This is a genomic window from Herminiimonas sp., from assembly GCF_030645555.1.
Lineage (GTDB): Bacteria > Pseudomonadota > Gammaproteobacteria > Burkholderiales > Burkholderiaceae_D > Oxalicibacterium.
Map to the genome: position 1 here is coordinate 1 of NZ_JAUSME010000157.1, position 12,544 is coordinate 12,544.

General features: G+C 56.3%; 14 protein-coding genes. 6 read left to right on the plus strand and 8 right to left on the minus strand.

What is annotated here, in order from left to right:
- From leuS to Q7T06_RS06375, 6 genes are all read right to left on the minus strand, one after another.
- On the minus strand, positions 1–1,469 hold a 1,469-nt coding region (gene leuS, locus Q7T06_RS06350), incomplete at its 3' end, for a leucine--tRNA ligase (RefSeq protein ID WP_304782082.1).
- A 93-nt stretch (positions 1,470–1,562) separates the two neighbouring features.
- Complete coding sequence (locus Q7T06_RS06355) at positions 1,563–1,889, minus strand: barstar family protein (protein WP_304782085.1); 327 nt, start codon at positions 1,887–1,889, stop codon at positions 1,563–1,565.
- 4 nt (positions 1,890–1,893) lie between these two features.
- On the minus strand, positions 1,894–2,322 hold the full coding sequence (locus Q7T06_RS06360; RefSeq protein WP_304782088.1) for a biopolymer transporter ExbD: 429 nt from the start codon (positions 2,320–2,322) through the stop codon (positions 1,894–1,896).
- A 49-nt stretch (positions 2,323–2,371) separates the two neighbouring features.
- On the minus strand, positions 2,372–3,064 hold the full coding sequence (locus tag Q7T06_RS06365; protein ID WP_304782091.1) for a MotA/TolQ/ExbB proton channel family protein: 693 nt from the start codon (positions 3,062–3,064) through the stop codon (positions 2,372–2,374).
- A 45-nt stretch (positions 3,065–3,109) separates the two neighbouring features.
- Entirely contained in the window at positions 3,110–3,916 is an 807-nt protein-coding gene (dapB, locus tag Q7T06_RS06370) for a 4-hydroxy-tetrahydrodipicolinate reductase (protein WP_304782095.1), read from the minus strand.
- 21 nt (positions 3,917–3,937) lie between these two features.
- Complete coding sequence (locus Q7T06_RS06375) at positions 3,938–4,540, minus strand: outer membrane protein assembly factor BamE (RefSeq protein WP_304782098.1); 603 nt, start codon at positions 4,538–4,540, stop codon at positions 3,938–3,940.
- A 136-nt stretch (positions 4,541–4,676) separates the two neighbouring features.
- On the opposite strand from Q7T06_RS06375, the gene fur reads away from it, so the two are divergent.
- Complete coding sequence (gene fur / locus Q7T06_RS06380) at positions 4,677–5,102, plus strand: ferric iron uptake transcriptional regulator (RefSeq protein WP_304782102.1); 426 nt, start codon at positions 4,677–4,679, stop codon at positions 5,100–5,102.
- 72 nt (positions 5,103–5,174) lie between these two features.
- Here fur and hrcA read toward each other — a convergent pair whose 3' ends face one another.
- Positions 5,175–6,200, minus strand: a complete 1,026-nt coding sequence (hrcA, locus tag Q7T06_RS06385; RefSeq protein ID WP_304782105.1) for a heat-inducible transcriptional repressor HrcA — start codon at positions 6,198–6,200, stop codon at positions 5,175–5,177.
- Between the two features lie 126 nt (positions 6,201–6,326).
- Positions 6,327–7,019 carry an HAD family hydrolase gene (locus Q7T06_RS06390; RefSeq protein WP_304782108.1) on the minus strand — a complete coding sequence of 231 codons (693 nt, stop codon included), beginning with the start codon at positions 7,017–7,019 and terminating at the stop codon, positions 6,327–6,329.
- A gap of 115 nt (positions 7,020–7,134) precedes the next feature.
- Here Q7T06_RS06390 and Q7T06_RS06395 point away from each other — a divergent pair, with 115 nt between their 5' ends.
- The 5 genes from Q7T06_RS06395 to Q7T06_RS06415 form a co-directional block, all read left to right on the plus strand.
- Positions 7,135–8,073: an NAD kinase gene (locus tag Q7T06_RS06395; protein WP_304782111.1), complete on the plus strand. Its 939-nt coding sequence runs from the start codon at positions 7,135–7,137 to the stop codon at positions 8,071–8,073.
- Between the two features lie 118 nt (positions 8,074–8,191).
- On the plus strand, positions 8,192–9,841 hold the full coding sequence (gene recN / locus Q7T06_RS06400; RefSeq protein ID WP_304782113.1) for a DNA repair protein RecN: 1,650 nt from the start codon (positions 8,192–8,194) through the stop codon (positions 9,839–9,841).
- A 75-nt stretch (positions 9,842–9,916) separates the two neighbouring features.
- Positions 9,917–11,023 (plus strand): ferrochelatase, encoded by a 1,107-nt coding sequence (gene hemH, locus Q7T06_RS06405; protein WP_304782117.1) that lies wholly within the window; start codon positions 9,917–9,919, stop codon positions 11,021–11,023.
- A 437-nt stretch (positions 11,024–11,460) separates the two neighbouring features.
- Positions 11,461–11,997, plus strand: coding sequence for a nucleotide exchange factor GrpE (gene grpE, locus Q7T06_RS06410; protein WP_304782121.1), 537 nt, complete (start codon positions 11,461–11,463; stop codon positions 11,995–11,997).
- Positions 11,998–12,084: 87 nt separating this feature from the next.
- Positions 12,085–12,544, plus strand: a 460-nt coding sequence (locus Q7T06_RS06415; protein ID WP_304782124.1) for an Hsp70 family protein, incomplete at its 3' end; no start/stop codon positions are given.

Genomic DNA, 12,544 nt, shown 5'->3' on the forward strand with positions numbered 1-12,544 from the left:
AAGGCTTCGTGCTTGTTGAGCGGATTGCCGCTGCCGTCCGGCACGCAGTCTTCCGGCAACACGACCGGCAAATCTTTTTCCGGGACCGGTACGGCGCCGCAAGCGCTGCAGTTGATCATCGGGATAGGCGTGCCCCAGTAGCGCTGGCGCGAAATGCCCCAGTCGCGCAGGCGATAGGTGATTTTCTTTTCACCCAGGCCGAGCGCAGCCAGATCGGCGGCGATGGCGTCAACCGCCTGCTGATGATTCAAGCCGTCGTAATGGCCGGAATTGATGCAGCGGCCATTTTCCTTGTCGGCGTACCAGTCGTGCCAGCTTACTTCGGAAAAGGTCTTGCCTTCGACATCGATGACCTGGTGGATGGGCAACACGTATTTTTGTGCGAATGCGAAGTCGCGTTCGTCATGCGCCGGCACCCCCATTACGGCGCCATCGCCGTAGGTGATCAGCACATAATTACCTACCCACACTTCAACCAGTGCGCTTGTCAGCGGATGCTTGACGAACAGGCCGGTCGGCATGCCTTTCTTTTCCATCGTTGCCATGTCGGCTTCGATGACGCTGCCCAGCTTGCATTCGGCGATGAAGTCGGCCAGTTCCGGATTGGTTTTTGCCGCAAAGGTAGCCAGCGCATGTTCCGGCGCGACGGCGCAGAAAGTCACGCCCTTGATCGTGTCGGCGCGCGTGGTGAAGACCCACAGCTTGCCGTCGTTGATGAGCTTGCCGTCTTCCTCGATCTCGTGCGGGAAGGCAAAGCGCACGCCGGTCGATTTGCCTATCCAGTTCGACTGCATGGTGCGCACGCGTTCCGGCCAGCCGGGCAACTTGTTGTCTACGTGGTCGAGCAATTCTTCTGCGTAATCGGTGATGCGGGCGTAATACATCGGGATTTCACGCTTTTCGATCAGCGCGCCGGAACGCCAGCCGCGACCGTCTATCACTTGCTCGTTCGCCAGCACGGTTTGATCGATGGGATCCCAGTTCACGGTGCCGGTCTTTTTGTAGATGATGCCTTTTTCAAGCATCTTCAGGAACATCCACTGGTTCCATTTGTAATACTCGGGCTTGCACGCGGTCATTTCGCGCGACCAGTCTATCGCCAGGCCCATCGACGCCATTTGCGTCTTCATGTAGGCGATGTTGGCGTAGGTCCATTGCGCCGGCGGTACATTGTTGGCCATTGCGGCGTTTTCCGCCGGCATGCCGAACGCGTCCCAGCCCATAGGCATCAACACGTTGTAGCCATTCATGCGCAGATAGCGGTACATCACGTCATTGATCGTGTAATTGCGCACATGCCCCATGTGCAGCTTGCCGGATGGATACGGCAGCATGGAGCAAGCATAGAATTTCTTCTTGTCGTTGCCGTTCTTGTCCTTGGCGTGCTCGACTGCCTTGTAAGCGTCGATTGCCTGCCAGTGGTCGTGCGCCGATTTTTCTACTTCGGCGGGGCTGTATTTATCTTGCATGACGGATGTGGCCAAAAGTGTATGTGAACCTGTGATTATACTGGTTCACCCACCCGGATGGCGCGTCGGCGGCAGGGCAATTGGGGCTGAAATTCAAGCCAGTTTGAGTTCGAGCGCCGGCTTTTCGCCGTAATCGTCATAGCGCTCGTTGATTCCGGCTATGCAGAAGGCGACTTCTTCGAGCAGATCCGGCGCATTTTTGCGCAGGGTTTCGGCATGGTCGATGACGATTTGCAGTTTTTCATCGGGTTTGAGACGGAATTTCGTCATCCCGTCTTCATCGCGCAGATAGCTGAGGCAATCGACCCACGCATCCATGCTGCAGCCATAGAATTCAGGGAAGCCGAATGCGCTTTTGCAGGCGGCGTGAAAGGCATCCCAGTCGGCGATTGCTTCGCCATTCAAATGTACGACAGCCATGGATTTACTTTTGCGGTGATTGCGGCACGTCGGTGACGAAGCCCAGTTTGGTCAAGCCGTTGGTCTGCGCCGCTGCCATGACTTGCGCAATGATTTCATAGCGCGTGCCCTTGTCTGCGCGCAACTGCAATTGCGGTTGCGGCTGCTGCCTGGAGGCGAGCGCCAGTTTGGCCGTCAGTTCGTTTTGTGTCAGCGGATCATTGTTCCAGAATATCGTGCCCTCGCCATTGATCGAGAGCGAAATCGTCGTCGGCTCGGTAGGTGCCGGCGCCGATTGCGCGCTCGGCAAATCGAGCTTGATCGCATGCGTGAACAGTGGCGCGGTGATGATGAAGATCACCAGCAATACCAGCATCACGTCCACCATGGGCGTGACATTGATGTCGGCCATGGGCGCAGGTTGCTTGTTGTCGCTGAATCCGCCGAAGCTCATGTGTAGTCCCGAAATATCCGGCCGCGATTTTTCATTGCGGCGCGTGTAATCATTTGCCGACGCGTGCGCCGGTCGTCAGATAGGCGTGCAGATCATGTGCAAATGCATCCAGTTCCGCCAGTGTGACGCGATTGACGCGGGTAAAGGCGTTATAGGCCAGCACTGCGGGGATCGCCACCGCCAGGCCGAGCGCCGTCATGATCAGCGCTTCGCCGACGGGGCCGGCAACCTTGTCTATCTGCACGGTGCCGGAGGCGGAGACCGCGACCAGCGCATGGTATATGCCCCATACGGTGCCGAACAAGCCGATGAAAGGCGCCGTGGAGCCTACCGATGCCAGCAGCGTCAAGCCGCTTTCAAGGCGGGCAGAGACGCGATTGATTTCCTGGCGCAGGGTTCGCGTGATCAATTCGCCCGGATCAGTATTGGCATTGAGGGAATTTGCATGCGGCTTGATGTTGGCGGCTTCGGCGCTTTGCGCGGCCAGCGGCGTATAGACGTTTTCCGTGTCGGCCAGCTTGATTGCGGCGATTGCATCGATCAGCGTAGGCGCTTGCCAAAAACCTTCCAGCGCTGCGGCGCTGCGGCGTATGCGCCATGAACTCCAGCCCTTGGACAGGATGTAATACCAGCTGAGTATCGACATGATCAACAGCGCATAAGCGACCGCGTGTGAAACCGCATCGCCCTGCGCCCAGTAATGTGCCAACCCCAATCCTTGCTCTGCGACAGTGGAATTCATGTTTTCGATCTGAATAAATGAGATGGATCAGTGACTACATACGGCTTAACGCAGGCCGAGCACATCCTGCATATCGTACAAACCGGTCGGCTTGCCGGCCAGGAAGCGGGCGGCGCGCAAGCTGCCGTGCGCATACGTGACGCGGCTCGATGACTTGTGCGAAATCTCTATGCGTTCGCCTATGCCGGCAAATAGCACGGTGTGGTCGCCGACGATATCGCCGCCGCGTATCGTCGCAAACCCTATCGACGATGGGTCGCGCTCACCAGTCACGCCTTCGCGCGCCCAGACTGCCACGTCGTTCAAATCCTTGCCCAGCGCGCCGGCGATCACTTCGCCCATCTTGATTGCGGTGCCGGATGGCGCGTCGACCTTGTGACGGTGATGCGCTTCGATGATTTCAATATCGTAGCCTTCGGAAAAACTCTTGGCCGCCATTTCCAGCAGCTTCATCGTCACGTTGACGCCTACGCTCATGTTGGGTGCAAACAGGATCGCGGTTTTTTCAGCTGCCGCGGCAATCGCCGCCTTGCCGGCTGCATCGAAGCCGGTGGTGCCTATGATCATCTTGATATTGTGTGCAGCGCAGTATTCCAGATGCTTGAGCGTGCCTTCCGGGCGGGTGAAGTCGATCAGGAAGTCGGCGTTCGCCAGGCCCTTGGCCAGGTCGGATTCTATCAACACGCCGGATGGGGCACCGAGGAAAGCTGCTGCATCAGTGCCGATTGCAGGTGAAGCTGCAATATCCAGCGCGCCGACCAGGGTGGCGTCCGCTGCCTGCAGGATGGCTTCGACCAGCATGTGGCCCATGCGGCCGGATGCTCCGGCAACTGCGATTTTCATTTGAGTCATGGCGAATAGAAATTCAGTTGATTATTTGTTTGCTGCTTTGGCTTTGTCGGCGATGCGTTCCAGATAGTCTTTTTCGGTAGGCAGGTCGCCGCCTTCAAAACGCGACACCAGCTTGTCCTTGAAGAAAACCGTGACGCGGCTGGTGGTGATTTCGCCATTGCCTTTTTGCAGGCGGAAAGCATAATCCCAGCGCTCGGCGTGGAATACATCGGTCAGCAAGGGCGTGCCGAGCAGGAAAACCACCTGATCCTGCGTCATGCCTTCCTTGAGCTGGGCGACCATTTCCTGCGAAACGAAGTTGCCTTGCTGGACGTCGGGACGGTAAGGGCGGAACAGGCCGAGGAAACGGTTTTCGCGCTTGGTTTGTACGCCTGTATCAGTCTTGGTTACAGCTGCTGGGGTTACAGACGCAACTGCTGCGGCCGCTGGGGCGACTTCGGGCTGTACAGGCTTGGGTGCTTCTGCAACAGCTGGCGCGGCAGCTGGGATTTTTTCTTCCGCCACCTTTGCCGGTGCGGGCTCTGCAGCGACTGTTTTGGCTGGTTTGCTGGCCGAGGCGCGCGGGGCAGGCTCTTCCATCAAAGGGTTTTTCGATGCGCAGCCTGTGAAGAGTGTGGTCAACATCAGACAAAATGCACCGGTGAGCAGCGGGGCGCGATTAAAATTGGGAGGCAGCATTTGCATAAGGGGTCTCAAGGGATTGAGCAATTGTACGAAAACGCTATATGATAAGGCAGATATCCTCAATCTGAACAAGAACATGCCCAACAACCCATCCGAGTTAAAAGCCAGCGGCCTCAAAGCCACGCTGCCGCGCCTGAAAATCCTTGATATTTTTCAGAATGCCGAAGTGCGGCACCTGAGTGCTGAAGATGTCTACAAAATGCTGTTGAATGACAATCTCGATGTTGGTCTGGCAACGGTTTACCGCGTCTTGACGCAATTTGAACAAGCCGGCCTGCTGCAGCGCAATCACTTTGAAACCGGCAAGGCCGTGTTTGAATTGAATGAAGGCTCGCATCACGATCATCTGGTGTGCCTGAGTTGCGGCAAGGTTGAAGAGTTCTTCGATGCCGAGATCGAAAAGCGCCAGGAGCGGATCGCGGAAGAGCACGGCTTTGAAATCGCCGATCATGCGCTGGCGCTGTACGGCCATTGCAGGAATTGCCAGAAACCGAAGAAATAGATTTCGCTGCACAATAAAAAGCCACGCCTCTGCAACGGCAGGCGTGGCTTTTTATTGTGTACTTAATCCTGCTTAGGGCGTGTGGCTGAGTGCGTTCGACAGCAACTTGGCGGTGATATCGACTATCGGGATCACGCGCTCATACGCCATGCGCGTCGGCCCGATGACGCCCAGCGTCCCGACTACCTTGCCATTGACTGTGTATGGCGCTGTCACCACGCTCATCTGGTCCATGGGCACCAGGTTCGATTCGCCGCCTATGAAAATCTGCACGCCAGTGGCCTTGTTGGAGACATCCAGCAACTGCATCAGGCTGGTTTTTTGTTCAAACAGGTCGAACAGCTTGCGCAGCGACACCATGTTCGATGAGAGATCGCTGACGCTGAGCAAATTGCGTTCGCCGGAAATCACCACATCGTCGCTGCTGTCATTCATCGCATCGCTGCCGGCTTCCACCGCCGCTTGCATCAGGCGCGTCATATCATCGCGCAAAGCCTTTAATTCACCCCGCAAACGTATCCTTACATCGTCGAAACTCAAGCCGCCATAATTCTGGTTGATGTAGTTGGCGGCATGGATCAATTGCGTCGGCGAATAATCGACATCGGTCAACAGCAGGCGGTTTTGCACGTCGCCAGTAGGGCCGACGATGACCAGCAATATGCGTTTTTCGGACAGGCGCAAAAAGTCGATTTGCTGGAACACGGACTCGCGGCGCGGCGTCAGTACGATGCCGGCAAATTCGGATAGCGATGACAGGATTTGCGCTGCATTTGAAATGATTTTCTGCGACGAACCTGTCTGCAGGGTCGTTTGCAGCTTCGATTCCAGCGCGCTCTCGTCCAGCGTTTGCACGGTCAGCAGCGTATCGACAAACACCCGGTAGCCGCGCGGCGTCGGCACGCGGCCGGCCGAAGTATGCGGGCTGGCGACGAAGCCCATTTCTTCCAGGTCGGCCATGATGTTGCGTATCGTCGCCGGCGACAGGTCGAGTCCGGATATTTTGGAAAGCTCGCGCGAACCCACCGGCTGGCCGTCCGCAATATAGCGTTCGACCAGGGCCTTCAACAGTGTTTGTGCGCGGTTATCGAGTTGCATGGTGTCTGTATTGTAATGAGTGGCTCTATCAGGCGGCAAGTGCTGCAAGCTGCGCGATGCGGGGGCATGAGCTCGGTTTGTATTTTTGGCAAAGCCGTGAGTTTTTTATATTTGTCTTTGCCGCCATTATGCGCGCTTCAGCCATGCATCGAGCTCATGCAGGTTGGTGCAACTTGCGGCGGGGACTATATGCTGCGGCAATGCGCGCTGGAAACGATTCATCCACACCGCCTGCAAACCGGCATTTTGCGCGCCCTGCACATCCATCGCCGGGTCGTCGCCTACGTACAGTGCTTCATGCGGCGCCACCGACAGTGCCTCGCAGGCGGCGAGGAAAATGGCAGGATCCGGCTTCGCACAGCCAAAGTGATGCGCGGCGAGCGAGGTCTGGAAATGATGGGCGATGCCGATAGCTTCGAGGTCGGCGAAGCCGTTCGAAATCGAGCCGATGATGAAGCGCTCGCGCAAGCTGGCCAGGCCCGGCAGCACGTCATCAAATGGCGTCACTGCATTGCGTGCGTGTGAAAACACCGCCATCGCCTGATCCACCATGGCATCGTTTTCGCCGCTCATATGGCAGGCCTGGGTCAAGGTGGCGTGGCGCAAGGCCCACAGATTGTATTGATATTGCGGATCGGTGGGCAGCAGTTCTGAGCGCAAGTCACGCAACTGCGCATTGCTGAATTGGCGCGTGATGCCGGGAGTGTGGACGGCTAGCCAGTCGTACAGCACGGCTTCCGCGTTGTTCAGGACCGGTATCAGCGGCCACAGCGTATCGTCGAGGTCGAACAGTACGGCTTTGATGGGGTGAGGCTTCATGGTTGCAAACGATCCGTTTCAAGATGCGGATACACAAGGGCGCGGCAAAAATTATTCATGTGCATTGTGCATGGGATGGTGCAAGAGAAAGGGGAATTATGGTCTAATCTGCAGCATGTTGCCCACCTTACACTCATATACCGCGTCGTCTTTTCAAACGATTGCGATTTTCGCCAAGCAAAAAGCCGGCGAGACTGCGCATACAGTCGACGATATAGCGCTTTCCCTGACGCAGATCGCTGATTTTTTGCAGGCTACCGGCCGCAGGGTCGTCTTCGGCGCGCAAACTGCCGACAGATTCCATCTGGATAATTATGAATCGATGACCTTGTCGGACATCGGCGAGCTGGCCGATGTAGCCGTCGTTGTCGGCGGCGACGGCACCATGCTCGGCATTGCACGCCAGCTGGCGCCTTATGAGGTGCCGTTGATAGGTATCAATCAGGGGCGGCTCGGCTTCATGACAGATATTGCGCTTGACGACATGATGCCCTTGCTCGATGCCATGCTGAGCGGCAAGGTCGTCTCCGAAAAGCGCAGTTTGCTGCAGGGCACGATCAACCGTGATGGCGTGGCGATGCATCACACGCTGGCGTTCAACGATGTCGTATTGTCGCGTGGCTCGGGTTCAGGCATGGTCGAGCTGTGTGTGCATGTAGATGGACATTTCATGTACAACCAGCGCTCCGACGGCTTGATCGTCGCCACGCCGACTGGATCGACCGCTTATTCGCTGTCCGCCGGCGGTCCTTTGCTGCACCCCAGCCTGTCGGGCATCGTGCTGGTGCCGATAGCGCCGCATGCGCTGTCGAATCGGCCTATCGTGGTGCCGGATAGCAGTGAAATCGTGATCGAGGTCGTAGGCGGCCGCGACAGCAATGTCAATTTTGACATGCAGTCGGTTGCGCGCCTGTTGCATGGCGACCGCATCATCGTAAAAAGCTCGGAACACACGATTACCTTCCTGCATCCCGAGGGCTGGAGTTATTACCATACGCTGCGCGAAAAGCTGCACTGGAATGAATATCCGTCGGTGCAGGGCAAGTTAAAATAAGCAGCGCAATTTCTGATTTTCATATTCGTTTTTAACCGTATTCATACGCCGATTCCAACCTAATCTGTCGCTTGCTGCTCATGCCGCAAAGTCGAAAACCGGGAAGATATCTATCCACATGCTGCGCACGCTTTCCATACGCGATTTCGTGATCGTCGATGCCATCGAACTTGAATTCTCATCCGGCTTCTCGGTCTTTACCGGCGAAACCGGCGCTGGTAAATCGATCCTGATCGATGCGCTGGCGCTGGCGCTGGGCGGTCGCGGCGATGCCAGCGTGGTGCGCGAAGGTGCGGCCAAGGCTGACATCACCGCAGAATTTTCCGCCAGTGCCGAGCTCGATGCATGGCTTGCGGAAAATGAATTCAGCAATGAAGAGGGCGGCGCCCTGCTGCGGCGCGTGATCGATAATGCAGGTCGCTCGAAAGCCTTTATCAACGGCATCGCGGCGACTGCCACGCAATTGCGCGAGCTGGGCGAGCAACTGGTCGATATCCACGGCCAGCATGCGCATCAGTCGCTGTTGAAGCAGGACATGCAGCGCGTGTTGCTGGATAACCAGGCCGGCTTGCAGGATGAAGTCAAGGCAGTTACGGCCGCTTACAAAAGCTGGCGCGCACTCGCGAAGCAGCGCGAAGAATTCGAACACAATGCCAAGAACGTATTGCTGGAACGCGAGCGTCTCGAATGGCAGGTAGGCGAACTGGAAAAACTCGCAGTCAAGCCCGGCGAATGGTCCGACATCAGCAATGAACACAGCCGCCTGGCGCATGCGGCGAGCCTGATCGAAGGCGCGCAGGATGCGCTGACCCTGATTTCCGAATCCGATACTGCGCCGATGCTGTCGCAACTGTCTTCGCTCAATATCCGCATAGGCAAGCTGGTCGATCTCGACGGCGGTTTGCAGCCGGTACTGGATGCGCTGGAGCCGGCGCGCATCCAGATGCAGGAAGCGGTATATGCGCTCAATGATTACCTGAGCCGGGTCGAGCTCGATCCGGCACGTTTGCGTATAGTTGAAACCCGGCTGGAAAACATCCATGCCACCGCGCGCAAATTCCATGTCGCACCGGACGATTTGCCGCAAGAGCTGGAAACCCTGTCTGCGCAATTGAAGCAGCTGGCCGACGCCAGCGATCTGGATGCCTTGCGTGCGCAGGAAGAAAAGCTGAAATCCGCCTATACGACGGCGGCGCAAAAATTATCGAAGGCGCGTACCAAGGCAGCCAGGGCGCTGGGCGATGCCGTCACGGTCGCGATGCAGGAACTCAGCATGACCGGCGGCAAATTCGTCATCGCCTTGCAGCCATGCGAGCCGGCGTCCTACGGTATTGAACAAATCGAATTCATGGTCGCCGCGCATGCCGGCACCACGCCGCGGCCGCTGGCCAAGGTAGCGTCCGGCGGCGAGTTGGCGCGCATTGCACTGGCGATTTCCGTCATCACATCCAGCGCGACGGCCACGCCTACGCTGATTTTCGATGAAGTCGATAGCGGCATCGGCGGCGGTGTGGCGGAAGTGGTCGGACGCCTGTTGCGCCGGCTCGGGCAGGACAGGCAAGTCTTGTGCGTGACGCATTTGCCGCAAGTCGCCAGCCAGGCCAATCAGCATTTCCAGGTCAGCAAACAGAGCAGCAATGGCAAAACCGCGTCGTCCATCGAGGCACTCGATGCGAATGCGCGCGTGGAAGAAATCGCCCGCATGCTGGGGGGGCTGGAAATCACTGCGACCACGCGTACGCATGCACGCGAGTTGCTGGCAAACTGAATAGAAATCACCTCTTCCATTTATCCGATGAGCGCGTCTGCAGCATGCGTCATCAAAATACTATATTAAGAATTCATGTCATTTCGAACCGAACCACCGTATACCCATGGCAGCTTGCCGAAAACCGCAATCGTGCTGGTCAATCTCGGCACACCTGATGCGCCGACCACTACCGCGGTGCGACGCTACCTGAAGGAATTCCTGTCCGATCCGCGCGTGGTTGAAATTCCGCGTGCGATCTGGTGGTTCATCCTGAACCTGATCATCCTGCCGTTTCGCTCCAGCCAGTCGGCGAAGAAATATGCATCGATCTGGACCAACGAGGGATCGCCGCTGAAAGTGCATACTGCCAGGCAGGCCAAGCTGCTAGGCGGTTATCTGGGTGAGCGCGGCCATCAAGTCCGGGTCGAATACGCGATGCGCTACGGCAGCCCATCGGTGCCCGAGGTATTAAGCAAGCTTAAGGCCGATGGCTGTGACCGCATCCTGGTGCTGCCGGCGTATCCGCAATATTCCGGTGCTACTACGGCCTCTATATTTGATGCGGTATTCAACCATTATGCAAAGGAGCGCAATGTGCCGGAACTGCGCTTCATCAAGCATTATCACGACCATGAAGGCTATATCCGCGCCTTGCAAAAGTCAGTGCTCGCTCACTGGGATATGGCCGGTCGCCCGGACAAGCTGGTGATGAGTTTTCACGGCGTGCCGAAACGCACCTTGCTGCTGGGCGATCCGTATCACTGCGAATGCCATAAGACGGCGCGCCTGCTGGCGAAAGAGCTGGGATTGACGCAGGATCAATATCTGGTGACTTTCCAGTCGCGCTTCGGCAAGGCTGAATGGCTGCAACCCTATACCGCACCTACGCTGCAGAAGCTGGCGAAAGAAGGGGTGCAGCGGGTTGATGTCATATGCCCCGGTTTCACCAGCGATTGCCTGGAAACGCTGGAAGAAATCGCGATGGAAGTCAGGCATGACTTCCTCACTGCCGGCGGCAAGGACTTTAACTACATAGCCTGCCTGAATGAAAACGATGCCTGGATGAAGGCGATGGCGGAAATCGCAGAACTGCACATGATAGGCTGGCCTACCATCATGTCGCCGACGCTAAGTGAAGAGCGCGATCAGCAGGCGCGCATTTCGCTGGAACAGGCGCAACGCCTGGGCGCTACGCAATAAGGAAATTGGGACCAGAAAGGGGTTTTTGACAAAAAAGCCTCGTATTTCAAGATAAAAGCGCTGCCCGGAGCATATTGCTCCATCAAGAATACGGTAGGCCTGCCTTGCTGCTACAGGTTTGCATAGCAGATGACGGCAACTGCGACAGCAGTATAGGCAACTATCGATACGGAAATGAACGGCAGTTTCACGATGTCTTCCTCGGGGGCAGGGCGCAAATATGCGAACCTCCTTACAGACTAGTTCGTGCGGAAAAAAATACCATCCCATAAATTAGCGATTTTTGTAACAACGACATCACAACGGCGATATCATCGCTTTTCGCGGATTATTGCAAATTTCACAGGAATATCCCTTGAAATAGTAAGGGATAGCCCCATGTGCATTGGCGCATTGACATTATTTGTCATAACTCATTGATTGTTGGAGATTTTTTCATGCAAGACCAAGAAAAATACGCAGAGCAGGCGGCGGCGATGGAACAGCCGGCAGCGACCGATGCGGCAACGCCTGTCGCCACGCTGGAAGAACAGCTGGCAGCATCCCAGTTGCTGGTGCAGGAGTTGCAGGATTCATTCTTGCGCGCCAAGGCAGAAGTGGAAAATTTCCGTCGCCGGGCACAGGAAGATGTGACGCGCGCGCACAAGTTTGCGATAGAAGGCTTCGCCGAAGCGCTGGTGCCAGTGAAAGACAGCCTGGAAATGGCATTGCTGGTGGAAACGCCATCGGTAGAGTCTTTGAAGGAAGGCGTGGAAATGACGCTCAAGCAGTTGAGCGCCGCCTTCGAGAAAAATCGTCTGCTGGAAATCAAGCCTAACCAGGGCGACAAGCTCGATCCTATGAAACACCAGGCCATCTCGATGGTGCCGGCGGATCAGGAAGCCAACACGATCGTCAACACCCTGCAAAAAGGGTATTTGATTGCCGATCGCCTGTTGCGACCGGCGCTGGTAACGGTTGCGCAAGAAAAATAACTTGAAAGCAGCGTTTCTCGCCGCATATTGATTCCATCCAATTTTATTTAACAGTTTCGTATTTCAGACATTAAGGGAAAGACCATCATGGGCAAAATCATCGGTATCGATTTGGGCACAACCAATTCATGTGTATCTGTCATGGAAGGCGGCAAGCCTAAAGTCATAGAAAATTCGGAAGGTGCGCGTACCACGCCATCCGTCATCGCCTATCAGGAAGATGGTGAAATTCTGGTCGGTGCGCCGGCCAAGCGCCAGGCTGTTACCAATCCCAAGAACACGCTGTACGCAGTCAAGCGCCTGATCGGCCGCAAGTTTGACGAAAAAGAAGTGCAAAAAGACATAGGCATGATGCCGTATCAAATCGTCAAAGCCGACAACGGCGATGCATGGATTTCGGTGCGCGACAAAAAACTCGCAGCACAGCAAATCTCTGCAGAAATCCTGCGCAAGATGAAAAAAACCGCTGAAGATTACCTCGGCGAAGAAGTGACTGAAGCGGTCATCACCGTACCAGCCTATTTCAATGATGCACAACGTCAGGCAA